Raw genomic sequence first — 24,058 nt, forward strand, 5'->3', positions numbered from 1 at the left:
CCGTGGCACAGTCTCGATCAAGGCTCGATCTTGCGCGCCGTCGGCAGCTCGCCGTTGCGCCAGCGGCGTACCGCCTTCTGGAAGAACAGGCTGTTGGGAATCTGCAGCCAGGTGCCCGGCGCATCGCCGGTCAGGTCTTCCAGGGTGGTGTAGAACAGATTGATGGCCAGCACGCGACCGCGCACGCCGGGCTTGTCGGCGCTTTCCAGCACCTCCACGCAATCACCGATACGAAACGGCCCGAGGGCGAAGATCAGCAGCGTGCAGAACATGTTGGAGAGCACGCTCCAGATCGCGAAGAAGGCGATCGCCGCCACCGCCACGAAACCGGTCAGCGCGCCCCACAGCACCTGGGCGGACACGCCGAGGCGCTCGAGCACCAGCATGATGGCGCTACCGAGGATCAGCCAGCGGGTCAGGCCGCGCAACGGCATAAGCAGCTCCGGCGGCAACTGCGGGTAACGCTGGCCCAGACGGGTGATACCGCGGGTGAGGATGCGCTGAGCAACCCATGCCAGGATGAGGATCAGCAGCACCTGGCCGGCGCGCATCAGCGGCTGGCTCCAGGACACCAGCCAGGCCCAATCGATCAGCTCCAGGTTCAAACCACGGCCTCCAGTTCACGTTGCAATGCTTCGAGGGTTTCCAGGGCTTCGAGCCAGCCCTCCTCCAGTTCGGCCTCGCGCGTTTTGAGCTGTGCCTGTTCGGCCAGGGCCTGGCGCAGCTCGTCCTTGCGAGCGGCTTCGTAGATCCCGCTGTCGCCCAGACGTTCTTCCAGCGCCGCGAGCTTGGCCTGCACCTGGCCGAGCTCGGCTTCGAGCTTGTCGGCGGCCTTCTTGTGCGGCGCCAGTTGCTGACGCAGGGCCGCGGCGGCCTGGCGCTGGCCACGCTTGTCGTTGCCGGCACCGGCAGCCGATGCGGCGGCGACCGGCGCAGCCTGACGCTGGCGATAGTCGACCAGCCAGCGGGCGTAATCCTCCAGATCACCGTCGAACGGCGCCACGCGGCCATCGGCCACCAGCAGGAATTCGTCGGTGGTGCTCTTGAGCAGATGACGATCGTGAGACACCACCACCACGGCACCAGCGAACTCCTGCAGCGCCATGGTCAGCGCCAGGCGCATTTCCAGGTCGAGGTGGTTGGTCGGCTCATCGAGCAGCAGCAGGTTGGGCTTGCCCCAGGCGATCAATGCCAGGGCCAGGCGGGCCTTCTCGCCACCGGAGAAATTCACCACCGGCTCGTCGCAGCGCGCACCGCGAAAATCGAAACCACCGAGGAAGTCGCGCAGCGTCTGCTCACGCTCGGTCGGCGCGATGCGCTGCAGGTGCAAGAGCGGGCTGGCCTTGTCGTCCAGGGCATCGAGCTGGTGCTGAGCGAAATAGCCGATCACCAGGTTTTCGCCGCGGGTCAGGCTGCCGCTCAGTGGCTGCAGCTCGGCCGAGAGATTCTTGATCAGCGTCGACTTGCCCGCGCCGTTGGGGCCAAGCAGGCCAATGCGCGCGCCCGGCACCAGGCTCAGTTTGACCTGCTGCAGGATGGTCTTGTCGCCATAACCCAGGCGCCCTTCGCTGAGGCTGAGCAGCGGCGTGGAGATCTTGTCGGCCTCGCGGAACACGAAATCGAAGGGCGAGTCGACGTGGGCCGCGCTCAGCTCTTCCATACGTTCCAGGGCCTTGATGCGGCTCTGCGCCTGACGAGCCTTGGTGGCCTGGGCCTTGAAGCGGGCGATGTACTTTTCCATGTGCGCGCGCTGCGCCTGCTGCTTCTCGTACGCCTGCTGCTGCTGGGCCAGGCGCTCGGCGCGGGTGCGCTCGAAGGCCGAGTAGCCGCCGCGGTACAGGGTCAGCTTGCGCTGCTCGACATGGGCGACGTGATCGACCACCGCATCGAGGAAGTCCCGGTCGTGGGAAATCAGCAGCAAGGTGCCGGGGTAGCTTTGCAGCCAGCCTTCGAGCCAGAGAATGGCATCCAGATCCAGGTGGTTGGTCGGCTCGTCGAGCAGCAGCAGGTCGGACGGGCACATCAGCGCCTGGGCCAGGTTCAGGCGCATGCGCCAGCCACCGGAGAAATCGCCGACGCGGCGATCCATCTGCGCATTGTCGAAACCCAGGCCGGCCAGCAACTTGCGCGCCCGGGCATCTGCCGTGTAGCCGTCGGCGCTGTCCAGCTCGCTGTGCAGGCGGGCGATGGCGGCGCCGTCATGGCCCTGCTCGGCCGCGGCCAGCTCACGCTGCACGCGCCGCAGGTTGTGGTCGCCATCGAGCACATAGTCCACGGCCAGACGGTCGAGGGTGTCGACCTCCTGGCGCATATGGGCGATGCGCCAATCGCCGGGCAGCAGGCAATCGCCGGAATCAGGCGTCAACTCGCCGCGCAGCAGCGCGAACAGGCTGGACTTGCCGGCGCCATTGGCACCGATCAGACCGGCCTTGTGGCCGGCGTGCAGGGTCAGCTCGGCGTTCTCGAGCAAACGCTGAGGGCCACGCTGTAAGGTAAGATTCTGGAGTCGGATCATAATGGCGGCGGATTCTACCAGAGTCCCCCGCCGCATACTCGGAGCACGCATGAGCCCTGACCTGTGGACCTTCGCCACCACCCTCTACGCCCGCCCAGGCGTCGAGGCCGCCTGCCTGGAACTCCAGGCCGCCGGCGCAGACGTCTGCCTGCTGCTCTGCGGCCTGTGGCTGGACAGCCGAGGTGTGGCCCATGACGCGGAGCGCGAAGCGCAGCTGCGGCGCATCGCCGATCCCTGGCAGCAAGAGGTGGTGAAACCGCTGAGGGCATTGCGCCAGCGTTGGCGCGAAGCGGCTGGCCAGAACTCGGCACTGAGCGGCCTGCGCGAGCGGGTTAAGCAGTTGGAACTGGAAGCGGAGCGGGAGCTGCTGGAACGGTTGCAGGCGCAGGCCGAGTGGTGGAGTCAGCAGTCGAGTGAAAAAGATCGGCGGTGGCTGGAGGCTTTTTCACCAGCAGGGCATGCCGAGGCATGTGCGGGGCTGCGTAGCGCCAGCCTGCTCTGAGATTCTAATCACGGCGGGATCACCTGGGTATCGCTGCGCTCAACCACAGGCTACGGGGCGACCCGTACTCAGGCCACCAATTCCTTATCCAGCACTTCCTCGATCTCGCTCTTGATCTTGCCGCTCATCACCGACAGCAGCAGGCCGAGGTTGAGTTGCAGCTGCACGCGGTCTTCGCTGACGGCGAGCCAGCCGTCGGCGCCGCTGCGTTTGAATTCCAGGGTGTCGCCCTTCCACTGGTAGCGCACGTCGTACTCGCGGGCCAGGCGTTCGGCGAGCTTTTCAGCCTTGCCACGGGCGGCCTCGATGCCCAGATTGTGGGGGCGGTCGACGGTGATTTTGGCCATCTGGCTCTCCTGACTGAAAACGCGGGCGGGGCAATATACAAGAAGCGCCCGCCGGCCCACTACCACGCGTGCAGCCGGCGCCCGGCTTTTGGGTTTAGAATGCCGCCACTCGGCGCTGTACAGGGGTTGAACGGGCCGTGGATCAGCAACTCGATGGAAACGCTTATTTACCTCGGTAAACTCGCCTTTTCGCTTGTCTGACTCACTGATGAGACGCGCCCGGCGCTGTCTCATGATCACGATCACGCCATGCCGGGCTCCACGCCCGCACACTGAGCAGATGCCAACGCCTACCGGACTTCAGGAAAAGGGCCACATGAACGATCCGCGCAAGAACGACAGCAGCGAACCCACCACCCACTTCGGTTTCCAGGACGTTCCGGAAAGCCGCAAGGCGGAAAAGGTCGCCGAGGTGTTCCATTCGGTGGCCGCCAAGTACGACCTGATGAACGACCTGCTCTCCGGCGGCATGCACCGCCTGTGGAAGCGCTTCACCCTCGAGCTGTCCGGTGTACGCAGCGGCAATCGGGTACTCGACATCGCCGGCGGCACCGGCGACCTGGCCCGCCAGTTCTCGCGCATCGTCGGTGAGACCGGCGAAGTGGTGCTGGCGGACATCAACGCCTCGATGCTCAAGGTGGGCCGCGACCGCCTGCTCGACCGCGGCGTGTCCGGCAACATCTCCTTCGTGCAGGCCGATGCCGAGAAGCTGCCCTTCCCGGACAATCATTTCGACTGCGTGACCATCGCCTTCGGCCTGCGCAACGTCACCCACAAGGACGCGGCCATCGCCTCCATGCTGCGCGTGCTCAAGCCGGGCGGCCGCCTGCTGGTGCTGGAGTTCTCCAAGCCCAAGAGCAGCCTGCTGTCCAAGGTCTACGACACCTATTCGTTCAACTTCATGCCGCTGGTGGGCAAGCTGGTCACCAACGACGCCGACAGCTACCGCTACCTGGCCGAGTCGATCCGCATGCACCCGGACCAGGACACCCTCAAGGCGATGATGCTGGACGCCGGTTTCGACCGCGTGACCTACCACAACATGACCGGCGGCATCGTCGCCCTGCACCGCGGTATCAAGCCCTGATGCTCACCCAGGCTCTGCTGGCGGCCGTCGAGCGCGGCCTCAACCGCGTTCTCGAGCTGGACAGCACCGCCCTGCCGCGCCTGGCCAGGCTCAATGGCCGGGTGATCGCGGTGCAGTCCCAGTCGCCGTCGCTGCAGATGTTCATTCTCGCCGACGGCCAGGGGCTGCGCCTGGCCGGGCAATGGGCCGGCGCGGTCGACTGCACCCTGCGTGCCCCCGCCAGCGCCCTGCTGCGCCTGGCCCTGGCCCGGGACAAGCAGGCGGTGCTGCACGAGCCCGAGGTCGAACTCGATGGCGACAGTGGCGCGCTGATGGAGCTGGCCGGCGTGCTGCAGGACCTGGACCTGGACTGGGAATACGAGCTGTCGCGTTGGCTCGGCCCGGTGCCCACGGCGCTGCTGGCCGGGCACCTGCGCAGCCGCGCGGGCTGGACGCGGGAAAACCTGCACAGCCTGCAACTGAGCCTGGCCGACTACCTCAGCGAAGAATCGCGCACCCTGGTCGGCCGCCGCGAGGCCGACGCCCGCTTTGCCGAACTCGATGACCTGAAACTTTCCCTCGACCGTCTCGATGCGCGCATTGAGCGCCTCGCCCAACGCCATAAGCCCATCGCATGAAGCTGCTTGCCGTTCGTCGTCTGTTGCGCATCCTCTACGTGGTCATCCGCTACCGCCTCGATGACCTGCTGTTCGCCCTGCCGTTGCCGTTCTGGCTGCGCGCACCGCGCTTCCTGCTGCCGTGGCGCTGGGTACCGCGACGCAAGTCTTCTCTGAGCCGCGGCGAGAGCCTGCGCCTGGCGCTGGAGGAACTGGGGCCGATCTTCATCAAGTTCGGCCAGTTGCTGTCCACCCGCCGCGACCTGCTGCCGCCTGACATCGCTGACGAACTGGCGCACCTGCAGGATCGCGTACCGCCATTCGACCCGGCCAAGTCGCTGGCCCTGATCGAGGAGCAGCTCGGCGTGCAGGTGAGCGTGGCGTTCGCCCGCTTCGACACCGAACCACTGGCCTCGGCCTCAGTAGCCCAGGTGCACGCGGCGCAGCTGAAAAGCGGCGAGGACGTGGTGGTCAAGGTGGTGCGCCCCGGCCTCAAGCCAATCATCAAGGCTGATATGGCCTGGCTGTTCCTGCTCGCCAAGATCGCCGAACGCGCTTCCGCCGAAGCCCGCCGCCTGCACCCGGTCGATGTGGTCAGCGACTACGAAAAGACCATCTACGACGAGCTCGACCTGCTGCGCGAGGCCGCCAACGCCAGCCAGCTGCGACGCAACTTCGAGGATTCCGGCCTGCTCTACGTGCCGCAGGTTTACTGGGACTGGTGCCGCCCCAAGGTGCTGGTGATGGAGCGCATCTACGGCATTCAGGTCAACGACATGGAAACCCTCGCCGACCAGCGCACCGACATGAAACTGCTGGCCGAGCGCGGTGTGGAGATCTTCTTCACCCAGGTGTTCACCCACAGCTTCTTCCACGCCGACATGCACCCCGGCAACATTTTCGTCAGCACCCGCACGCCGTGGAACCCGCAGTACATCGCCATCGACTGCGGCATCATCGGCAGCCTGACGCCTGAAGATCAGGACTACCTGGCGCGCAACCTGGTGGCCTTCTTCAAGCGCGATTACCGCAAGGTCGCGCAGCTGCACATCGACTCTGGATGGGTGCCGCAGGAAACCCACGTCAACGATTTCGAGGCGGCGATCCGCACCGTTTGCGAGCCGATCTTCGAGCGCCCGCTGAAGGACATTTCCTTCGGCCTGCTGCTGATGCGCCTGTTTCAGACGGCGCGGCGCTTCAACATGGAAATCCAGCCACAGCTGGTGCTCTTGCAGAAAACCCTGCTGAACATCGAAGGCCTGGGTCGTCAGCTGTACCCCGATCTGGACCTGTGGACCACCGCCCAGCCGTTCCTGGAGCGCTGGATGCGCGAGCGCGTCAGCCCACGCAACGTGATGCACAACCTGCAAAGCCAGGTCGAGCAGCTACCGCACTTGGCTAACATGACCCGCAGCCTGCTTGAGCGCATGGCCCAACCTCACGCCAACGATCCACCGCCGCCCTGGCGCGAACGTGACGGCTGGGCGGTGCGACTGATCGGCGCAGCGCTGATCGGCGGCGGCGTGGTGACGGCCCTTGGTCTGGGCAACCTCAGCGAACCGGCCACTGCCTGGCCGGCCTGGCTGATGAGCGCCAGCGGCCTGTACCTGATACTGCGCCGATAGCCAGCCCGTACAGCGGCTGGCACACTTGGCTTCGAGAGAAGATGGAAACGCAATGAACGACTGGCTAGATGAGATCAAGTGGGACGACAACGGCCTGGTGCCGGCCATCGCCCAGGACCACCAGACCGGGCGCATCCTGATGATGGCCTGGATGAACCGCGAAGCCCTGGCGCTGACTGCTAGCGAGGGGCGTGCCATCTATTGGTCACGTTCGCGTGGCAAGCTGTGGCGCAAGGGCGAGGAGTCCGGTCATTTGCAGAAGCTGCATGAGCTGCGCCTGGACTGCGACGCCGACGTGATCGTGCTGATGGTCGAACAGCTCGGCGGCATCGCCTGCCACACCGGCCGCGAAAGCTGCTTCTATCGCGTGTTCGAGAACGGTGCCTGGAAAACCGTCGATGCCGTGCTGAAAGATCCGCACACCATCTATTCGCCGGAGCATCGCCATGACTGATACCCTCAAGCGCCTGGCCGAGGTGCTGGAGTCGCGCAAGGGCGCGGCGCCGGACAGCTCGTACGTGGCCAGCCTGTACCACAAGGGCCTGAACAAGATTCTGGAGAAGGTCGGCGAGGAATCGGTGGAAACCATCCTGGCCGCCAAGGACGCCGCCACCAGTGGCGACTGCAGCGACCTGATCTACGAGACCGCCGACCTGTGGTTCCACAGCCTGGTCATGCTGGCCGCGCTGGATCAGCACCCGCAGGCGGTGCTCGATGAACTGGATCGCCGTTTCGGCCTGTCGGGGCACGCGGAAAAAGCCGCGCGCAGCGACAGCGACACTCAATAAAGACGCTGACGAGGACTACGAAACATGGGCATTTTCGACTGGAAACACTGGGTCGTCATTCTGATCGTCGTGGTGCTGGTGTTCGGTACCAAGAAACTCAAGAACCTGGGTTCGGACCTCGGTGAAACCATCAAGGGTTTCCGCAAGGCGATGAACGAGGAAGACGGCAAGCCGGCCGAACCGCACGCGCAACAGCCGCAGCAACCGCAACAGCCTTACCAGCAGCAGGCGCCGCTGAACCAGCCGCACACCGTTGAAGGCCAGGCCAGCAAGGTCGAAGACCCGCTGCGCAAGGACTGAGGCCACAAGCATGTTCGGTATCAGTTTCAGCGAGCTGCTGCTGGTCGCTCTGGTCGCCCTGCTGGTGCTCGGCCCCGAGCGCCTGCCTGGTGCCGCACGCACGGCGGGGCTGTGGATCGGGCGTATCAAACGCAGCTTCAATTCGATCAAGGAAGAAGTCGAGCGCGAGATTGGCGCCGACGAGATCCGTCGGCAACTGCATAACGAACGCATCCTCGAACTGGAGCGCGAGATGCAGGCGGTCAAGAACGACATCCTGCCGCCCGCGCCCCAGGCCAGCGTGCCGCCACCACCGGGCGTCGAGCCCACTGCACAAGCGCCGGCCGAGCCCACACCAACGCCCGCCACTCAGGCCGCCCCGACACCCGCCGCCAGCCAGGACAAGACGCCGCAACCATGAGTCGAATGCCCGACAACGACCAGGAAATGCCGCTGGTTTCCCACCTTGCCGAGTTGCGCACTCGCCTGCTGCGCTGCGTGGCAGCGATCTTCCTGATCTTCGCCTGCCTGTTCTACTTCGCCCAGAAGATCTACACCCTGGTCTCGGCGCCGCTGCGCCAGTACTTGCCCGAAGGCGCGACGATGATCGCCACCGACGTGGCCTCGCCGTTCCTCACACCCTTCAAGCTGACCATGATCGTCGCGCTGTTCCTGGCCATGCCGGTGATCCTGCATCAGGTCTGGGGTTTCATCGCACCAGGGCTGTACAAGCACGAGAAGCGCATCGCCATTCCGCTGCTGGTCTCCAGCATCATCCTGTTCTACGCCGGCATGGCCTTCGCCTACTTCCTGGTGTTCCCGATCATCTTCCACTTCTTCGCCAGCGTGACGCCCGAAGGCGTGTCGATGATGACCGACATCGCCAGCTACCTCGACTTCGTGATGACGCTGTTCTTCGCCTTCGGCGTGGCCTTCGAAATTCCCGTGGCCGTGGTGCTGCTGATCTGGATCGGCGTGGTCGACGTCGACTACCTGCGCAAGATCCGTCCCTACGTGATCATCGGCTGTTTCGTGGTCGGCATGATCCTCACCCCGCCGGACATCTTCTCCCAGACCCTGCTCGCCGTGCCGATGTGGCTGCTGTTCGAGTTGGGCATCTTGGCTGGCAGCATGGTGCGCACGCGCCGTGGTGAGCCGGATGAAGAAGACGACAACGCACCGACCGACCAGCCGCCCAGCGTCCAACCATGAACCTGCTGCTGCTCGAGGACGGTGACTTCATCGCCGCCGACCGGGTGCGCCTGAGCGGCCGGCGACTGACCCATCTCAACGATGTGCACCGCGCCGAGAACGGCGATACCTTGCGTGTCGGCCGCCTCGGCGGGCAGATGGGCCGCGGCCAGTTGCTGCAGCTCGATGCCACGAGCGCGGAACTGCAGGTCGCCTTCGACCAGCCGCCACCGGCCAAACTGCCGATCACCCTGCTGCTCGCCCTGCCGCGCCCGAAGATGCTCAAGCGCGTGCTGCAGAGCGTCAGCGCCATGGGCGTGCCGCAGCTGGTGCTGCTCAACAGCTACCGGGTGGAAAAAAGCTTCTGGCAGACGCCCTTTCTGGAGCCGGAAGCGATTCGTGAACAGTTGATCCTGGGTCTGGAACAGGCTCGCGACACCGTACTACCCGAGGTGATCATCGAGAAGCGCTTCAAGCCTTTCGTCGAAGATCGCCTGCCGCAGCTGGCCGCCGGCACGCTCGGCCTGACCGGGCACCCCGGCGACTACCCGGCCTGCCCACGCGCCGTTCAGCAATCGGTAACCCTGGCCATCGGCCCGGAAGGCGGCTGGATTCCCTACGAAGTGGACAAGCTGGCCGAGGCCGGTCTCAAGCCGGTGCAGCTGGGGGAGCGGATCTTGCGGGTGGAGACGGCGGTGACGGCGCTATTGGCCCGGTTGTTCTGAGCGGTAGCTCGAGGGCGCCTCAAGGGCGAGAGCGGCCTTTCGCGTAATCCGTAGGAGGGGCTTTAGCCCCGAGCTCTTTGCACCCTAATACTGCTCGGGGCTAAAGCCCCTCCTACAAAAGCAGCAGCACCTGATGTCCGCTCCTGCCTTACCAAAGCCATCGCTTATCAACGGGACATCCGGTAACGCCTTGCCCCAAGCAGCCATTTGGCGCCAGCATGCGCTCTGCCTATGATGAATACCTCGCGCCCTCAAGGAGCTGTCATGCGCCGTCTGCTCACCGGCATCACCGTCATCCTGCTGTTGCTGCTCAACACGCTGATCCTCATCGGGCCGATGATGCTCATCGCCCTCGGCAAGTTCGTGCTGCCCGGCCAGGCGCTGAAGGCGGCCTGCTCGCGTCAGGTTATGCATATCGCCGAAGCATGGGCGGAGAACTGCAAGCGCATCTTCGCGGCGCTCACGCCGACCCAGTGGGATATCCGCGGCAACGCCGAGCTGCGTCAGGACACCTCCTACCTGGTCATCAGCAACCACCAGTCGTGGGTCGACATTCCTGCACTGGTGCAGGCCTTCAACCGCAAGACGCCCTACTTCAAGTTCTTCCTCAAGCAGCAGCTGATTTGGGTGCCCTTTCTCGGCCTGGCGTTCTGGGCGCTGGATTACCCCTTCATGAAGCGCTACAGCAAGGCCAAGCTGGAGAAGCACCCACACCTCAAAGGTCAGGACCTGGAAATCACCCGCCGCGCCTGCGAAAAATTTCGGGATCTACCGGTTACTGTGGTCAATTACCTGGAAGGCACGCGCTTCACCCCCGCCAAGCAGGCCCAGCAGGGCTCGCCCTATCAGCACCTGCTCAAGCCCAAGGCCGGCGGAGTGGCCTTCGTGCTGGCAGCCCTGGGCGAGCAGCTCGACGCGATTCTGGATGTCACCATCGTTTATGCCGAGGACACGCCGCCCGGTTTCTGGAAGCTGATCAGCGGCCAGGTGCCAAAGGTCATCATGGATATCCGCACGCGGCCGCTGGAGCCGGCGCTGTGGCAGGGTGACTACCAGAACGACCCGGACTTCCGCCTTTACGTGCAGGACTGGGTCAGCGGCTTGTGGGAGGAGAAGGATGCGCTGATCACCCGATTGAAGCAGGAAGCCAAGGGCTGAACCTGTTTATGAGCTCTCGGCCCAGGATTGGTCATATTGGCAAAAAAGTTGCGAGAGCGGTCATCGGTGCAGTACCTGTGGGAGCGGGCCATACCCGCGATTTTTCGCGCGCATGCCGCGCTCCCACAATAGATCGGTGACGGTCGCTTTTTGCCTTGTACCTGCTGCTTCGGGCACATATAGATCGTAAACAGGAAACGACTGCATCAGTCCGGCAGGATCATGTGGCCAGCCTCGTCGAGCGGCGCGAAGGGATTGTGCGCCAGTTCCCAGAGGTGACCGTCCGGGTCGGCGAAGTAACCCGAGTAACCGCCCCAGAATACTTTCTCCGGCGCCTTGACCTGCCGCGCGCCAGCGGCCACTGCGAGCGCCATGGCGGTGTCGACGGCCTCGGGGCTTTCCAGATTGTGCGCCAAAGTGATGCCGGAAAAGTCTGCTGGGCCGGCTTCGGCCAAATTGGCGTCCTTGGCCAGCTCATCGCGTGAGAATAGCCCCAGGGCAAGGCCCTTGAGCTTGATGAAGACAATCTGCTCCTGGGACGCGGACGAGCGCGTCCAGCCCAGGCGCTCGTAGAAGGCGGCGCTGGCCTGTACATCGGCCACGCCCAGGGTGATCAGGGAAATCCGTCGGTCAAAGCTCATGAGGTGCTCCTTGCAGGTCGAGCCTGACAGGGTAGCAGCCGAACCGGCCGTCGAAAGAAAAAGGTGATCGTTCCCACGCTCTGCGTGGGAACGCGTTGGCAGGACGCTCTGCGTCCGTACCGTAAATCGTGACGCAGAGCGTCACGGGCGGAATGCCCACGCAGAGCGCGGGCACGATCAGCAAGAAAAAGCGGAGCCCTTGGGCTCCGCTTTTCAGCTTCAGGCGGCGCTGAAGGTCTTGTGCGGGTCGATGACGAATTTCTTCGGCACGCCGGCATCGAACTCGCCGTAACCGCGCGGAGCGTCGTCCAGGCTGATCACCTGTACGCCAACCACTTCGGCGATATTGATACGGTCCCACATGATGGCCTGCATCAGGGCGCGGTTGTACTTCATCACCGGGGTCTGGCCGGTATGGAAGCTGTGCGACTTGGCCCAGCCAAGGCCGAAGCGGATGCTCAGGCTGCCGATCTTCGCGGCAGCATCGACTGCGCCCGGATCTTCGGTGACGTAAAGACCGGGAATACCGATCTTGCCGGCGACCCGCACCACGCCCATCAGCGAGTTGAGCACCGTGGCCGGCGCTTCATGCTGGGCACCGGCATGGCCGTGGCCGCGAGCTTCGAAGCCCACCGCATCGACCGCGCAATCCACTTCCGGCTCGCCGAGCAGGTCGGCGATCTGCTCATGCAGCGGCGTATCCTTTGACAGGTCGGCGATTTCGAAACCCTGGGCCTTGGCGTGAGCGAGGCGCACCGGGTTGACGTCACCGACGATCACCACCGCCGCGCCCAGCAGACGCGCCGAAGCCGCCGCGGCCAGGCCGACCGGGCCAGCGCCGGCGATATACACCGTGCTGCCCGGGCCAACGCCAGCGGTCACGGCGCCGTGGTAGCCGGTCGGCAGGATGTCGGACAGGCAGGTCAGATCGCGAATCTTCTCCATCGCCTTGTCACGATTCGGCAGTTTGAGCAGGTTGAAGTCGGCATACGGCACCAGCACGTACTCGGCCTGGCCGCCAGTCCAGTCACCCATGTCCACGTAGCCGTAGGCGCCGCCGGCACGCGCCGGGTTGACGGTCAGGCACACACCGGTGTGCTGCTCTTTACAGGAGCGGCAACGGCCGCAGGCGACGTTGAAGGGCACGGAAACCAGATCACCGATCTTCAGGCTTTCGACGTCGCTACCCTTCTCGACCACCTCGCCGGTGATCTCGTGGCCGAGCACCAGGCCGACCTGAGCGGTGGTACGGCCACGCACCATGTGCTGGTCGGAGCCGCAGATATTGGTGGAAACGACCTTGAGGATCACGCCGTGCTCGATCTTGCGACCGCGCGGATCCTGCATCTTCGGATAGTCGATCTTCTGGACTTCGACCTTGCCTGTGCCGAGATAGACGACACCGCGATTACCAGACATATGAATCTCCTTTCTTCTTGTGGATGCAAGGCGCGTAGGTCTTGCAATGGAGTATTGAAGCGTCTGTCTCGGCACCCGCCGGTAAGGGCAGGACGGCTACCGAGCTGTCGCGCTGACGGTGAGGGCAGCGCGAATGGTCTAGCCAGACTAGCTAGCGCGTGGCGCGGCCGCGGATGCAAAACCGACAGCCGCCGTTCTCTGTGCGGCACCGCCTCCGGTTAGAGGACTACGGTGCGATTGGCGTTGAGGAATACCCGCCGTTCGAGGAAGTAGCCGACTGCGCGGGCCAGGGTCAGGCATTCGATATCGCGGCCTTTTGCCACCAGATCCTCGGGGTAGTGCGCATGATCGACGCTTTCCACTCCCTGGGTGATGATCGGACCTTCGTCCAGGTCGTTGTTGATGAAATGCGCCGTTGCGCCGACCAGTTTGACGCCCTTTTGGTACGCCTGGTGGTACGGCTTGGCGCCTTTGAAGCCGGGCAGCAGCGAGTGGTGGATGTTTATCGCCCGACCGTCGAGCTTGCGGCACAGATCGGCGGACAGCACCTGCATGTAGCGGGCAAGCACCACCAGTTCGGCGCCGGTGTCCTCGACCACCTGCATCACCCGGCGCTCCTGGGCGGGTTTGTCGTTGGGGTCGAGGGGAAAGTGGTGGTACGGAATGCCGTGCCAGTCGGCGAGCGGCTTGAGATCCGGGTGGTTGGAGACGATGGCGGTGATGTCCATCGGCAACTGGCCGGTACGTTGGCGGTAGAGCAGGTCGTTAAGGCAGTGATCGGCCTTGGACACCATGATCACCACTTTGGCGCGGTAGCCAGGCGGCGTCAGCTCGGTACGCATGTCGAACGGCGCAGTGCGCTCGTTGAGGCCGGCGAGGAAGGTCGCCTCATCGAAATCGGCCTGGGTACGAAATTCCACGCGAATGAAGAAACGGCTGGCCAGGCGATCATCGAAGCTGTGGTGCTCGGTGACGTAGCAGCCCTGCTCGAACAGGTAGCGGGTCACCACATCCACGGTGCCCAGGAGGCTCGGACAGTGGGCGGTGAGAATCCAGGTGTCGGGGGTGCGGCTCATGAAAGCGATTCCTTATGCAGATCGCTCCCATGCGCCGACCGGCAGTGCACGACGGGGAGCGTCGTTGGCTGCGCTTGTGCGCAGCCTTTGGGAGTGGTGAAGCTAAAGCAGGAGCGGCGGTTAGCGATAGTCGTTGGGCTAAGAAATGTCATCCACTCTGCCCGCTGCAGCTCTGCTTTTCCTGTGGGAGCGGGCCATGCCCGCGAAAAGTCACGGGCATGGCCCGTTCCCACATTTAGCTACCGTCCTCATCCTGCTACGAGACCTCAGGCCTCCACCGCCAGCCCATACTCGGCGCTGGCATCCTGCAGCCACAGCCAGAAGTAGTCGGAGAAGCTGCGGCGGATCAGCAGTTCCCAGGTCTCCTCGCCGGTACGGCGGATAACCAGCTGGGATTTGGCGAACACGGTGCCGACGGCTTTGCCCACCGGGAAGTTTTTCGGGTGCACGTCGTAGCTGCTGGATTTCATCAGCAGCTCGCGCACCTTCGGCCCGGACAGCTCCAACAGAGTCTGCCCGCCACTGACGTTGACCACCGAGATGTGCTGGCCATCCAGAGCGGCGCGCAGCTTGCCCTCGACCTCGAACTCGCTGCCGCCAGGCACGATCAGCAGCCATTCATCCGGGCCCAGCCACTGCAGCGAGGTATCGCCGTTGGCCACCAGGGTCAGTGCGCTCGGCAGTTCCAGGCCCAGGGCCTTGTGCACGCCGCCGGCGAAGTTGGCATCGGCGGCGTCGCCGCGCAGCACCAGATGGCCCAGCAGTTTCTTCTCGCGCAGCGTCACCCCGGCGCCGGTGCGGCCCTTGCCGGCCAGTTCGTGCAGGCCGGCGTGGTGCAGCGGCGATTGCCCGGCGATGTCGTCGGGGCGTTGCTTGTAGACGTTGACGTTAGACATTCTGGCGGTCCCCTTTCGGGTCATAGAACACGGGGCTGACGATTTCGGCTTCGATCACGCTGCCATCGACCAGCGGCGCGTACACACGCTCGCCGATGCGCTTGAGGCCGCCACGAACCAGGGCCATGGCGAAGGAATGGCCCATCGCGGCGCTCATGTAGCTGGAGGTGACGTGGCCGACCATGGTCATTGGAATCGACTGCTTGGGATCGAACACCAGCTGCGCACCTTCGGGCAGCACCTTGTTCGAGTCTACCGGCTTGAGGCCTATCAGTTGCTTGCGGTTTTCCTTGAGGCAGTCCTCACGGTTCATGCCGCGCCAGCCGATCCAGGAGAACGGCTTGGTGCGACCCACGCACCAGCCCATGCCCAGGTCGTCCGGGGTGACCGAGCCGTCGGTGTCCTGGCCGACGATGATGAAACCCTTCTCGGCGCGCAGCACATGCATGGTCTCGGTGCCGTAAGGCGTCAGGCCGTGTTTCTTGCCGGCCTCGGCGATCTGCTCGAGAACGCCCAGGGCGTAGTCGGCCTGCACGTTGACTTCGTAGGAGAGCTCACCGGTGAAGGAGATGCGGAACACGCGAGCCGGTACGCCAGCGACTTTGCCTTCCTTCCAGGTCATGAACGGGAAGGCGTCCTTGTCCAGGTCGATGTCGGTGACTTCGGCCAACAGCTTGCGGCTGTTGGGGCCGGACAGGGTCATGGTCGCCCAGTGGTCGGTGACCGAGGTGAAGTACACCTTCAGCTCCGGCCATTCGGTCTGGTGGTAGATTTCCAGCCACTCCAGCACGCGGCCGGCGCCGCCAGTGGTGGTGGTCATGACGAAATGGTTGTCGGCCAGACAGGCGGTGACGCCGTCGTCGAAGACCATGCCGTCTTCCTTGCACATCAGGCCGTAGCGGGCCTTGCCCACGTCCAGCTTGGTCCAGGCGTTGGTGTACACGCGGTTGAGGAACTCGCGGGCATCCGGCCCCTGGATGTCGATCTTGCCGAGGGTCGAGGCGTCGAGAATGCCCACCGCATTACGCACGGCCTTGCACTCGCGGGCCACAGCGGCGTGCATGTCCTCACCGTTTTTCGGGAAGTACCAGGGGCGTTTCCACTGGCCGACGTCCTCGAACTCGGCGCCCTGCTGCAGGTGCCACTTCTGCAGAGCGGTGTAGCGCTTGGGCTCGAACAGCTCGCCGCAATGACGGCCGGCGATGGCGCCGAAGGTCACCGGGGTGTAGTTCGGGCGGAACATGGTGGTGCCCATTTCACTGATGCTGATGCCCAGCGAGCGTGCGGCGATAGCCAGACCGTTGATGTTGCCCAGCTTGCCCTGATCGGTACCGAAGCCCAGCGCGGTGTAGCGCTTGACGTGCTCGACCGACTCGAAGCCCTCGCGGGTGGCCAGCTCGATGCCGGCGGCAGTGACGTCGTTCTGCTGATCGACGAACTGCTTCGGCGCCCGCGAGGTGCCTTTATCGTGCGGCACCTGGAACAGCGCGACCGAGGCTTCCTCGATGCGCTTCTCGGCTTTCGGCAGGGTGCCGGTGACCGGTTGGAAGCCCGCATCGGCAGCCGCCTTGGCGCCGGCCTCGAAACCATCGGCGAGGCTGTCGCCCATGCCGAACACACCGTTGACGGCACCGGCGCAGTAACGCTTCTGGAAGCCTTCACCGGGTACGAAAGCGAGGATGTCCTCGCGCCACACCGGGCGGCCGCCCAGGTGCGAGGCCAGGTGCACCACCGGGCTGTAGCCGCCGGAGCTGACGATCAGGTCGCAATCAACGGTCTCGCCTGGGCTGGTGACCTTATGCTTGGCGGCGTCGATGGCGCAGATGCGCGCACCGGTGACGCGCTTGCTGCCGCGCGCTTCGACCACGGCGCTGCCGGTGAGCACCCGCACGCCACGCCGGCGCGCTTCCTCGACCCAGCTGCCGCGCGGGTTGTTGCGCGCGTCGGCCACGGCCACCACCTGGCGACCGGCGTCGAGCCAGTCGAGCACCACGCGGTAGGCGTAATCGTTGTTGGTCGACAGCACCAGCTTCTGGCCGGGCGCCACGCCGTAGCGGCGCACGTAGGTCGACACAGCGTCGGCCAGCATGTTGCCGGGCACGTCATTGTTGCCGTACACCAGCGGGCGCTCGTGGGCGCCGGTGGCCAATACCACGCGGCCGGCACGCACACGGTGCAGGCGCTGACGCGGCTGGCCCATGGGTGCGACTTCGCCGAGGTGGTCGGTGAGGCGCTGGTGAATGGTCAGGAAGTTGTGGTCGTGGTAGCCGTTGACCGTGGCGCGCGGCAGCAGGGTCACTTCCGGCATGCCTTCCAGCTCGGCGATGGCCTTGGCGGCCCAGTCGGCGGCCGGCATGTCGTCGAGCATCTCGCGGGTGGACAGCAGGCTGCCACCGAACTCTTCCTGCTCGTCGGCGAGGATCACCCGCGCGCCGCTACGACCGGCAGCCAAGGCTGCGGCCAGGCCGGCGGGACCTGCGCCGACCACCAGCACGTCGCAGTGCTGGTTCATGTAGTCGTAGATGTCCGGGTCGTTTTCCTTCGGCGAACGACCGAGGCCGGCGGCCTTGCGGATGTACTTCTCGTAGGTCAGCCACAGGTTCTGCGGGTACATGAAGGTCTTGTAGTAGAACCCGGGCGGCATCATGCCGCCGCCGACCTTGCCGAGAATGCCCATCAGGTCGGTGTTCACGCTCGGCCAGCCGTTGGTGCTGGTGGCGGTCAGGTTCTGGTACAGCGCCTGCTGGGTGGCACGCACGTTGGGGATCTGCGCGGCCTCGGTGGAGCCGATCTGCAGCACGGCATTGGGCTCTTCGGCACCGGCGGCGATGATGCCGCGCGGGCGCGAGTACTTGAAGCTGCGGCCGATCACGTCGACGCCGTTGGCCAGCAACGCGGCGGCCAGGGTGTCACCGGCGTAGCCCTGGTAGCTCTGGCCGTTGAAGTTGAAGGTCAGCGGCTGGCTGCGGTCGATGCGGCCACCCTGGGAAAGACGATTGACCTGGCTCATGCCGTTACTCCTTGGTCAGCGGCCTTTTTCGCGGCGACGGTGGCCTCAGTCACGCTGGGGCGCTCGCCGATCTTGTAGGTTTCGAGAATCTCGTAGCTCACCGTGTGGCGAGTGACGTTGAAGTACTGACGGCAGCCCGCTGCGTGAATCCACAGCTCGTGGTGGATGCCGCGCGGGTTGTCGCGGAAGAACAGGTACTCGCCCCACTCCTCGTCGGTGCAGGCGTTGGGGTCCAGCGGGCGGGCGATGTGCGCCTGGCCACCGGCGTGGAATTCTTCTTCGGAACGCAGTTCGCCACAGTGTGGGCAGAAGATGTGCAGCATGTTCGGGACCTCCAGAAAACCATCGTCCCCCTCTCGCCGAGAGAGGGCGCCTTAATCAGTGCGCCACACCGGCTGCGCCGTGCTCGTCGATCAGCGCACCGTTGTGGAAGCGCTCGATGGAGAAGGCCTTGGCCAGCGGATGCATCTCGCCCTTGGCGAGGCTGGCCGCGAACACGTTGCCCGAGCCCGGCGTGGCCTTGAAGCCACCGGTGCCCCAGCCGCAGTTGAAATACAGGTTCTTGACCGGCGTCTTGGCGATGATCGGGCAGGCGTCCGGCGTGGTGTCGACGATACCGCCCCACTGGCGGTTCATGCGTACCCGCGAGAGCACCGGGAACATCTCGACGATGGCCTGCAGGGTGTGTTCGATGGTCGGGTAGGAGCCGCGCTGGCCGTAGCCGTTGTAGCCGTCGATGCCGGCGCCGATGACCAGGTCGCCCTTGTCGGACTGGCTGATGTAGCCGTGCACGGCGTTGGACATGATCACCGTGTCGATGATGGGTTTGATCGGCTCGGAGACCAGCGCCTGCAGCGGGTGCGATTCCAGCGGCAGGCGGAAGCCGGCGAGCTTGGCCAGGTGCCCGGAGTTACCGGCAGCGACCACACCGACGCGCTTGGCGCCAATGAAGCCTTTGCTGGTTTCCACGCCAATCACCTCACCATCCTGCTTGCGGAAGCCGATCACTTCGGTCTGCTGGATCAGGTCCACGCCCAGGGCGTCGGCCGCGCGGGCGAAGCCCCAGGCCACGGCGTCGTGACGGGCCACGCCGCCACGGCGCTGCAGCGAAGCGCCGAGCACCGGGTAACGGGTGTTCTTCGAGCAGTCCAGGTACGGAATCATCTCCGCCACCTGCTTGGCATCGACCACTTCGCCATCGATACCGTTGAGGCGGTTGGCGCTGACCCGGCGCTCGATGTCGCGCATGTCCTGCAGGGTATGGCCAAGGTTGAACACGCCGCGCTGGGAAAACATGACGTTGTAGTTCAGATCCTGGGACAGGCCTTCCCACAGCTTCATCGCGTGCTCGTAGAGGTGCGCGGACTCGTCCCACAGGTAGTTGGAACGCACGATGGTGGTGTTGCGCGCGGTGTTGCCGCCGCCCAGCCAGCCCTTCTCGACCACGGCGACGTTCTTCACGCCGAACTCCTTGGCCAGGTAGTAGGCGGTGGCCAGACCGTGGCCGCCACCGCCGATGATGACCACGTCGTAAACCGGCTTGGGCGTCGGGTTGCGCCACATGCGCTGCCAGTTTTCATGGTGGCTGAAAGAATGCTTGAACAGGCCAAAGCCGGAATAGCGCTGCATGGGTAACTCCTGAATTCTGCTTGCCTGTAGAGGGAGTGCTTAAACCGTAGGATGGGTGCAACCCATCGATTGCTGATGGGTTGCACCCATCCTACGGTGCCGAACCTGCGCCTCTACGTAACGACTGTGTCTCAGCGGTAAACCGGGTAATCGGCGCACAGGCCGGCGGCCAGACCTGCCACCTGCGCCTCGACATCGGCGTCGCCGAGGTGCTCGAGGATTTCGGCGATCCAGCCTGCCAGTTCACGGCACTGGGCTTCCTTGAAGCCGCGGGTGGTGACCGCTGGCGTGCCGATGCGCAGGCCCGAGGTCACGAACGGCGACTGCGGATCGTTGGGTACGGCGTTCTTGTTGACCGTGATGCCGGCGCGGCCCAGGGCGGCGTCGGCGTCCTTGCCGGTGATGCCCTGCTTGATCAGCGAGAGCAGGAACAGGTGGTTGTCGGTGCCGCCGGAGACCACGTCGAAACCGCGGTCGATGAATACCTGAGCCATGGCCTGGGCGTTCTTGATCACCTGGGCCTGGTACTCCTTGAAGCCGGGCTCCAGCGCTTCCTTGAAGCACACCGCCTTGGCGGCGATCACGTGCATCAGCGGGCCGCCCTGGGCGCCCGGGAATACGGCAGCGTTGAGCTTCTTCTCGATCTCTTCGTTGGCCTTGGCGAGGATCAGCCCGCCACGTGGGCCACGCAGGGTCTTGTGAGTGGTGGTGGTGACCACGTCGGCCAGCGGCACCGGGTTCGGGTACAGACCGGCGGCGACCAGCCCCGCGACATGCGCCATATCAACAAAGAGCAAGGCGCCGACCTTGTCGGCGATGGCGCGGAAACGCGGGAAATCCAGGGTCTTGGAGTAAGCCGAGAAGCCGGCAACGATCATCTTCGGCTTGTGCTCCACGGCCAGGCGCTCGACTTCGTCGTAATCGATCAGCCCGGTATCGGTATCGATGCCGTACTGCACGGCGTTGTACAGCTTGCCCGAGGACGACACCTTGGCACCGTGGGTCAGGTGGCCACCGTGGGCCAGGCTCATGCCGAGAATGGTGTCGCCGGGCTGCAGCAGCGCCAGGTAAACGGCCGAGTTGGCGGAAGAGCCGGAGTGCGGCTGCACGTTGGCGTAATCGGCACCGAACAGCTGCTTGGCGCGCTCGATGGCCAGCGCCTCGACTTTATCCACATGCTCGCAACCGCCGTAGTAGCGCTTGCCCGGATAACCTTCGGCGTACTTGTTGGTCAGGCCGCTGCCCTGGGCTTCCATCACACGCTTGCTGGTGTAGTTTTCCGAGGCAATCAACTCGATGTGATGTTCCTGACGACGCTCCTCGGCCTGCATGGCACTGAGCAGGGCGTCATCGTAGCCTTGAATCTGATCTTGCTTGCTGAACATCACGTATCTCCCCGGGGCGCCTCGCGGCGCCGCATCTGGCGGTTGCTCGGTATGAGTCTTGTTGCAGCGATGGTATGACTGGCCCTGGCGAGCCAGATGCCTATGTACGCCACGGGAGATTGTGTTTGCGACATGCCTAAGCGTCGCAATTGCGCATGCCAGAGCAGAGCCTCAGAGGCTGCGCAGCGCCACCAGCACCAGGAAATGCACCGGATAGAAGAGGTAAGCCCAGCGCCTGACCGGCGGTACGGGGAATGGCGGCCGGAAGCGCAACAGCAGAAGGCCCAGCAATGGCGCGAACAGACACATGGCCAACACGCTCCAGGCGAACGGATCGCCACGGGCCGCATCGGCATAGAACGGCGCCCAGTAGTTGGCTGCCAGGCAGCCGAGCATCGGTAGCAACCAGCGCGCCCAGGAGCCCTTCAACGCAAGCAGAAAGGCGGCCGGCAAAAGCGCGCCAAAGGCACCGAACATGAGCCACTCATGGGCCAGCACGGCTGTCGCCAGCGCGCCGGCGCCCAACCAGCGCGCCTGGATATCGGCGCGCTGCACGGCATTGGCGATCAGCAGGCCGAGTACCAGGGTCGGCATCACGTTGAGCGATTCGGCGGTCGGCACCAGCAGCCGGTACGGCCACTCGGAGATCAGCGAGAACAGCAACAGCCACTCCAGGTAACGGGTGGTCACGCCGCCGGCACCCTCAGCCCTGGGCCGTGCGACATTGGCGGCAATCGCCAGGCAGAACAGTGGAAAGGCCAGGCGGCCAGGCACATAGAGGAAATACAGCTCAGGCCAGGCATGGCGCAGGTGATCGATCAGCATGGTCAGCAGCGCCAGCCACTTGATCAGATCGAGAGCCGCGTCGCGGCCAGGGGAAGGATGGTGTGGGAAAGAGGAAGGCATGCACGCCCATCACGCTGACGGATAAAGCATCAAGGTAGAGGCAGCCAGCGCCAAGGCGCAAACAGAAAGGGCGGCGTAGAACCTACGCCGCCCTCAAGGCTCACTGCAGCTTCGCGTTGCAGCTGCTCGATGCGGTGACCAGACGCTTCTGCAGTGCCGCGTCCGGCGGAACCTGCTTGCTCATCTCGGCCATTTCCGCCTCGCTGAACTCCTCGCTGACCTTGGTCGCGGCGCAATCACAGAAGGCGGTGAGCTTTTCCTGGGAGTGGCCGGACTGAGCGCCCTTCACGCATTCCTGCACGAAGGTGGACTTGGCTTCCGGCGACCACTGCTGAGCGGCGGCAGCCGGCAGGGCGAAAGCGAGCGGTGCGAAAAGGGCGATCAGATGACGGTAGCTCATGGTGGGCTCCTGTAGCTTGGGATCGGTGAGTCCTGGTAATGAACTCTCTGCCTTGTGAGCCCATCGGCGCCCGTGAGTTCACAATTAATGGCGCGCCTGGGCATGGAACAATATGTCGCCCCGGCGAGTGCGACGCAGCGGTGCGGCGGGATAAAGTAGCGGCATACGCCCGCACGGGGCGATGCAGAAAAGGACCCTTCAATGCCCGACAACGCCCAGCAATTCGCCAGCGACAATTACTCCGGAATCTGCCCCGAGGCCTGGCAGGCCATGGCCGAGGCCAACCAGGGCCATCAGCGCGCCTACGGCGATGACGAATGGACGGCCCGCGCCGCCGACCACTTCCGCCGCCTGTTCGAGACCGACTGCGACGTGTTCTTCGCCTTCAATGGCACCGCCGCCAACTCCCTGGCCCTCGCGTCGCTGTGCCAGAGCTATCACAGCGTGATTTGCTCGGAGACCGCCCACGTCGAGACCGACGAATGCGGTGCTCCGGAGTTCTTCTCCAATGGCTCCAAGCTGCTGACCACCCGCACCGAACAGGGCAAGCTGACACCGACCTCGATCCGCGAAATAGCCCTCAAGCGCAAGGACATCCACTTCCCCAAGCCGCGCGTGGTCACCCTGACCCAGGCCACGGAAGTCGGCACCGTGTACCGCCCCGAGGAAATCCAGGCGATCAGCCAGACCTGTGACGAACTGGGCCTGAACCTGCACATGGACGGCGCGCGCTTCTCCAACGCCTGCGCCTTTCTCGGCTGCACGCCGGCCGAGCTGACCTGGAAGGCCGGCGTCGACGTGCTGTGCTTTGGCGGCACCAAGAACGGCATGGCGGTTGGCGAAGCGATTCTGTTCTTCAACCGGGGCCTGGCCGAAGACTTCGACTACCGCTGCAAGCAGGCCGGTCAGCTGGCCTCGAAGATGCGCTACCTGTCGGCGCCCTGGGTCGGCATCCTGCAGGACGATGCCTGGCTGCGCTACGCCAACCACGCCAATCACTGTGCCCAACTGCTCGCCAAACTGGTGGAAGACGTGCCGGGCGTCAGCCTGATGTTCCCGGTCGAGGCCAATGGCGTGTTCCTGCAGATGTCCGAACCGGCCATCGCCGCCCTCACCGCCCGCGGCTGGCGCTTCTACACCTTTATCGGCGCCGGCGGCGCGCGCTTCATGTGCTCCTGGGATACCGAGGAAGCACGGGTTCGCCAGCTGGCTGCGGATATCCGCGAAGTCATGGCCGCCTGAGCAAGGCGCTGGGCCGGCAGCGCGCCGGCCCAACGCATTCACGTTCCGCAACGATCCTCTCCTGCAGCTCCTCCTGCACTCCTGTGGATAACATCGTTATCCCAACCAAAACGAATGCCTACACAGGTATCCCGACGCGCTTTGCTGCGCTTAACGCTCGCGCCGCCTGTGCGCAATCATCTCCCACATCCCCAGATCCCGTGGAAGGCGTTGTGAATAAGCTGTCGGCATAAAGCTGCAGACCAAGGCGCACGGGGGCTCCAGCCAATCGTACAAAAAACGTTCTATTTCAATAGCTTGCACATTGGGTTACGCACAATCGCTGTGCAGGAGGGCTTATACAAGTTGTGCATATGTCGCTACATCCCTTGCCAGCAAAGGCCTCCAGCACCTTGATCAAATTTCGATCAGCGGATTTCGAGGCGCGTTAATCCACAATGCGCGCTCGGAGGTTTTACCGCCTGTGGACATTCTTCCCCAGCAATCAGGGGACGATTATGGGGATAAGCTGTCGGCAAAGCGCTGCAAGCCTCGCCATCAGAGACCTGCAGCCTATCGAGCAAAAAACGAGCAGCATCAATAAGTTGGCAACTTATCTACACACAGAAACTGTGCGCGTTTCTGTGCATAAGTTGTTTTTG

25 protein-coding genes are annotated in these 24,058 nt (G+C 64.4%); 12 read left to right on the forward strand and 13 right to left on the reverse strand.

What is annotated here, in order from left to right; all coding sequences use genetic code 11:
- Positions 1–17: 17 nt before the first annotated feature.
- Both FB481_RS19020 and abc-f read right to left on the reverse strand, forming a co-directional pair.
- Positions 18–551 carry a mechanosensitive ion channel family protein gene (locus FB481_RS19020; RefSeq protein WP_111542222.1) on the reverse strand — a complete coding sequence of 178 codons (534 nt, stop codon included), beginning with the start codon at positions 549–551 and terminating at the stop codon, positions 18–20.
- A 50-nt stretch (positions 552–601) separates the two neighbouring features.
- Positions 602–2,515, reverse strand: a complete 1,914-nt coding sequence (gene abc-f / locus FB481_RS19025; RefSeq protein ID WP_147177374.1) for a ribosomal protection-like ABC-F family protein — start codon at positions 2,513–2,515, stop codon at positions 602–604.
- A 49-nt stretch (positions 2,516–2,564) separates the two neighbouring features.
- On the opposite strand from abc-f, the gene FB481_RS19030 reads away from it, so the two are divergent.
- The gene (locus FB481_RS19030; protein ID WP_147177375.1) at positions 2,565–3,017 is read left to right on the forward strand and encodes a TIGR02444 family protein; all 453 of its coding nucleotides are present in this window, start codon (positions 2,565–2,567) and stop codon (positions 3,015–3,017) included.
- Between the two features lie 68 nt (positions 3,018–3,085).
- On the opposite strand, the gene FB481_RS19035 is transcribed toward FB481_RS19030, so the two are convergent.
- The gene (locus FB481_RS19035; RefSeq protein WP_147177376.1) at positions 3,086–3,364 is read right to left on the reverse strand and encodes a polyhydroxyalkanoic acid system family protein; all 279 of its coding nucleotides are present in this window, start codon (positions 3,362–3,364) and stop codon (positions 3,086–3,088) included.
- A gap of 316 nt (positions 3,365–3,680) precedes the next feature.
- On the opposite strand from FB481_RS19035, the gene ubiE reads away from it, so the two are divergent.
- From ubiE to FB481_RS19085, 10 genes are all read left to right on the forward strand, one after another.
- On the forward strand, positions 3,681–4,451 hold the full coding sequence (gene ubiE / locus FB481_RS19040; protein ID WP_147177377.1) for a bifunctional demethylmenaquinone methyltransferase/2-methoxy-6-polyprenyl-1,4-benzoquinol methylase UbiE: 771 nt from the start codon (positions 3,681–3,683) through the stop codon (positions 4,449–4,451).
- A complete protein-coding gene (locus FB481_RS19045) occupies positions 4,451–5,068 on the forward strand; it encodes an SCP2 domain-containing protein (RefSeq protein WP_093507532.1) in 618 nt (205 codons plus the stop codon). The genes ubiE and FB481_RS19045 overlap by 1 nt, the downstream gene beginning before the upstream one ends.
- Positions 5,065–6,672: a ubiquinone biosynthesis regulatory protein kinase UbiB gene (ubiB, locus tag FB481_RS19050; protein WP_147177378.1), complete on the forward strand. Its 1,608-nt coding sequence runs from the start codon at positions 5,065–5,067 to the stop codon at positions 6,670–6,672. Before FB481_RS19045 ends, ubiB begins: the two co-directional genes overlap by 4 nt.
- A 52-nt stretch (positions 6,673–6,724) precedes the next feature.
- Positions 6,725–7,126: a phosphoribosyl-AMP cyclohydrolase gene (hisI, locus tag FB481_RS19055; RefSeq protein WP_147177379.1), complete on the forward strand. Its 402-nt coding sequence runs from the start codon at positions 6,725–6,727 to the stop codon at positions 7,124–7,126.
- Positions 7,119–7,460 carry a phosphoribosyl-ATP diphosphatase gene (locus FB481_RS19060; RefSeq protein ID WP_147177380.1) on the forward strand — a complete coding sequence of 114 codons (342 nt, stop codon included), beginning with the start codon at positions 7,119–7,121 and terminating at the stop codon, positions 7,458–7,460. The genes hisI and FB481_RS19060 overlap by 8 nt, the downstream gene beginning before the upstream one ends.
- Before the next feature lie 24 nt (positions 7,461–7,484).
- On the forward strand, positions 7,485–7,760 hold the full coding sequence (locus FB481_RS19065) for a twin-arginine translocase TatA/TatE family subunit (protein ID WP_147177381.1): 276 nt from the start codon (positions 7,485–7,487) through the stop codon (positions 7,758–7,760).
- Positions 7,761–7,770: 10 nt separating this feature from the next.
- Positions 7,771–8,160: a Sec-independent protein translocase protein TatB gene (tatB, locus tag FB481_RS19070; protein WP_147177382.1), complete on the forward strand. Its 390-nt coding sequence runs from the start codon at positions 7,771–7,773 to the stop codon at positions 8,158–8,160.
- Positions 8,157–8,951 (forward strand): twin-arginine translocase subunit TatC, encoded by a 795-nt coding sequence (gene tatC, locus FB481_RS19075; protein ID WP_093507542.1) that lies wholly within the window; start codon positions 8,157–8,159, stop codon positions 8,949–8,951. The genes tatB and tatC overlap by 4 nt, the downstream gene beginning before the upstream one ends.
- Positions 8,948–9,655 carry a 16S rRNA (uracil(1498)-N(3))-methyltransferase gene (locus FB481_RS19080; protein WP_147177383.1) on the forward strand — a complete coding sequence of 236 codons (708 nt, stop codon included), beginning with the start codon at positions 8,948–8,950 and terminating at the stop codon, positions 9,653–9,655. The genes tatC and FB481_RS19080 overlap by 4 nt, the downstream gene beginning before the upstream one ends.
- A 264-nt stretch (positions 9,656–9,919) precedes the next feature.
- Positions 9,920–10,813 carry an acyltransferase gene (locus tag FB481_RS19085; protein WP_093507546.1) on the forward strand — a complete coding sequence of 298 codons (894 nt, stop codon included), beginning with the start codon at positions 9,920–9,922 and terminating at the stop codon, positions 10,811–10,813.
- Between the two features lie 206 nt (positions 10,814–11,019).
- Here the strand turns inward: FB481_RS19085 and FB481_RS19090 are convergent, their stop codons facing one another.
- The 10 genes from FB481_RS19090 to FB481_RS19135 form a co-directional block, all read right to left on the reverse strand.
- Positions 11,020–11,454 carry a VOC family protein gene (locus tag FB481_RS19090; RefSeq protein ID WP_147177384.1) on the reverse strand — a complete coding sequence of 145 codons (435 nt, stop codon included), beginning with the start codon at positions 11,452–11,454 and terminating at the stop codon, positions 11,020–11,022.
- A gap of 219 nt (positions 11,455–11,673) precedes the next feature.
- Entirely contained in the window at positions 11,674–12,873 is a 1,200-nt protein-coding gene (gene fdhA, locus FB481_RS19095) for a formaldehyde dehydrogenase, glutathione-independent (RefSeq protein ID WP_147177385.1), read from the reverse strand.
- Positions 12,874–13,091: 218 nt separating this feature from the next.
- A complete protein-coding gene (gene purU, locus FB481_RS19100) occupies positions 13,092–13,949 on the reverse strand; it encodes a formyltetrahydrofolate deformylase (RefSeq protein ID WP_093507552.1) in 858 nt (285 codons plus the stop codon).
- A gap of 266 nt (positions 13,950–14,215) precedes the next feature.
- Positions 14,216–14,845 (reverse strand): sarcosine oxidase subunit gamma, encoded by a 630-nt coding sequence (locus FB481_RS19105; RefSeq protein ID WP_147177386.1) that lies wholly within the window; start codon positions 14,843–14,845, stop codon positions 14,216–14,218.
- Positions 14,838–17,855 (reverse strand): sarcosine oxidase subunit alpha, encoded by a 3,018-nt coding sequence (locus tag FB481_RS19110; RefSeq protein ID WP_147177387.1) that lies wholly within the window; start codon positions 17,853–17,855, stop codon positions 14,838–14,840. Before FB481_RS19110 ends, FB481_RS19105 begins: the two co-directional genes overlap by 8 nt.
- Complete coding sequence (locus tag FB481_RS19115; RefSeq protein WP_013793301.1) at positions 17,852–18,178, reverse strand: sarcosine oxidase subunit delta; 327 nt, start codon at positions 18,176–18,178, stop codon at positions 17,852–17,854. The genes FB481_RS19110 and FB481_RS19115 overlap by 4 nt, the downstream gene beginning before the upstream one ends.
- 55 nt (positions 18,179–18,233) lie before the next feature.
- Positions 18,234–19,484, reverse strand: coding sequence for a sarcosine oxidase subunit beta family protein (locus tag FB481_RS19120; RefSeq protein ID WP_147177388.1), 1,251 nt, complete (start codon positions 19,482–19,484; stop codon positions 18,234–18,236).
- Positions 19,485–19,615: 131 nt separating this feature from the next.
- A complete protein-coding gene (gene glyA / locus FB481_RS19125; protein WP_147177389.1) occupies positions 19,616–20,869 on the reverse strand; it encodes a serine hydroxymethyltransferase in 1,254 nt (417 codons plus the stop codon).
- Between the two features lie 171 nt (positions 20,870–21,040).
- On the reverse strand, positions 21,041–21,775 hold the full coding sequence (locus FB481_RS19130) for a TraX family protein (protein WP_147177390.1): 735 nt from the start codon (positions 21,773–21,775) through the stop codon (positions 21,041–21,043).
- Positions 21,776–21,875: 100 nt separating this feature from the next.
- Positions 21,876–22,175 carry a hypothetical protein gene (locus FB481_RS19135; RefSeq protein ID WP_013793305.1) on the reverse strand — a complete coding sequence of 100 codons (300 nt, stop codon included), beginning with the start codon at positions 22,173–22,175 and terminating at the stop codon, positions 21,876–21,878.
- Positions 22,176–22,376: 201 nt separating this feature from the next.
- On the opposite strand from FB481_RS19135, the gene FB481_RS19140 reads away from it, so the two are divergent.
- Positions 22,377–23,417 (forward strand): low specificity L-threonine aldolase, encoded by a 1,041-nt coding sequence (locus tag FB481_RS19140; RefSeq protein ID WP_147177391.1) that lies wholly within the window; start codon positions 22,377–22,379, stop codon positions 23,415–23,417.
- The last annotated feature ends 641 nt before the right edge of the window (positions 23,418–24,058 follow it).

It is taken from the genome of Pseudomonas sp. AG1028, assembly GCF_007993955.1.
Lineage (GTDB): Bacteria > Pseudomonadota > Gammaproteobacteria > Pseudomonadales > Pseudomonadaceae > Aquipseudomonas > Aquipseudomonas straminea.

Coding starts and splice junctions, on each gene's coding strand:
- FB481_RS19065 (WP_147177381.1), top strand. CDS start 7,485: ATGGGCATTTTCGACTGGAAACACTGGGTCGTCATTCTGATCGTCGTG.
- FB481_RS19140 (WP_147177391.1), top strand. CDS start 22,377: ATGCCCGACAACGCCCAGCAATTCGCCAGCGACAATTACTCCGGAATC.
- hisI (WP_147177379.1), top strand. CDS start 6,725: ATGAACGACTGGCTAGATGAGATCAAGTGGGACGACAACGGCCTGGTG.
- tatB (WP_147177382.1), top strand. CDS start 7,771: ATGTTCGGTATCAGTTTCAGCGAGCTGCTGCTGGTCGCTCTGGTCGCC.
- FB481_RS19030 (WP_147177375.1), top strand. CDS start 2,565: ATGAGCCCTGACCTGTGGACCTTCGCCACCACCCTCTACGCCCGCCCA.
- FB481_RS19080 (WP_147177383.1), top strand. CDS start 8,948: ATGAACCTGCTGCTGCTCGAGGACGGTGACTTCATCGCCGCCGACCGG.
- FB481_RS19035 (WP_147177376.1), bottom strand. CDS start 3,364: ATGGCCAAAATCACCGTCGACCGCCCCCACAATCTGGGCATCGAGGCC.
- FB481_RS19115 (WP_013793301.1), bottom strand. CDS start 18,178: ATGCTGCACATCTTCTGCCCACACTGTGGCGAACTGCGTTCCGAAGAA.
- purU (WP_093507552.1), bottom strand. CDS start 13,949: ATGAGCCGCACCCCCGACACCTGGATTCTCACCGCCCACTGTCCGAGC.
- fdhA (WP_147177385.1), bottom strand. CDS start 12,873: ATGTCTGGTAATCGCGGTGTCGTCTATCTCGGCACAGGCAAGGTCGAA.
- FB481_RS19130 (WP_147177390.1), bottom strand. CDS start 21,775: ATGCCTTCCTCTTTCCCACACCATCCTTCCCCTGGCCGCGACGCGGCT.
- FB481_RS19110 (WP_147177387.1), bottom strand. CDS start 17,855: ATGAGCCAGGTCAATCGTCTTTCCCAGGGTGGCCGCATCGACCGCAGC.
- FB481_RS19120 (WP_147177388.1), bottom strand. CDS start 19,484: ATGCAGCGCTATTCCGGCTTTGGCCTGTTCAAGCATTCTTTCAGCCAC.
- FB481_RS19105 (WP_147177386.1), bottom strand. CDS start 14,845: ATGTCTAACGTCAACGTCTACAAGCAACGCCCCGACGACATCGCCGGG.
- ubiB (WP_147177378.1), top strand. CDS start 5,065: ATGAAGCTGCTTGCCGTTCGTCGTCTGTTGCGCATCCTCTACGTGGTC.
- FB481_RS19045 (WP_093507532.1), top strand. CDS start 4,451: ATGCTCACCCAGGCTCTGCTGGCGGCCGTCGAGCGCGGCCTCAACCGC.
- FB481_RS19020 (WP_111542222.1), bottom strand. CDS start 551: ATGCGCGCCGGCCAGGTGCTGCTGATCCTCATCCTGGCATGGGTTGCT.
- abc-f (WP_147177374.1), bottom strand. CDS start 2,515: ATGATCCGACTCCAGAATCTTACCTTACAGCGTGGCCCTCAGCGTTTG.
- FB481_RS19090 (WP_147177384.1), bottom strand. CDS start 11,454: ATGAGCTTTGACCGACGGATTTCCCTGATCACCCTGGGCGTGGCCGAT.
- ubiE (WP_147177377.1), top strand. CDS start 3,681: ATGAACGATCCGCGCAAGAACGACAGCAGCGAACCCACCACCCACTTC.
- tatC (WP_093507542.1), top strand. CDS start 8,157: ATGAGTCGAATGCCCGACAACGACCAGGAAATGCCGCTGGTTTCCCAC.
- FB481_RS19135 (WP_013793305.1), bottom strand. CDS start 22,175: ATGAGCTACCGTCATCTGATCGCCCTTTTCGCACCGCTCGCTTTCGCC.
- glyA (WP_147177389.1), bottom strand. CDS start 20,869: ATGTTCAGCAAGCAAGATCAGATTCAAGGCTACGATGACGCCCTGCTC.
- FB481_RS19060 (WP_147177380.1), top strand. CDS start 7,119: ATGACTGATACCCTCAAGCGCCTGGCCGAGGTGCTGGAGTCGCGCAAG.
- FB481_RS19085 (WP_093507546.1), top strand. CDS start 9,920: ATGCGCCGTCTGCTCACCGGCATCACCGTCATCCTGCTGTTGCTGCTC.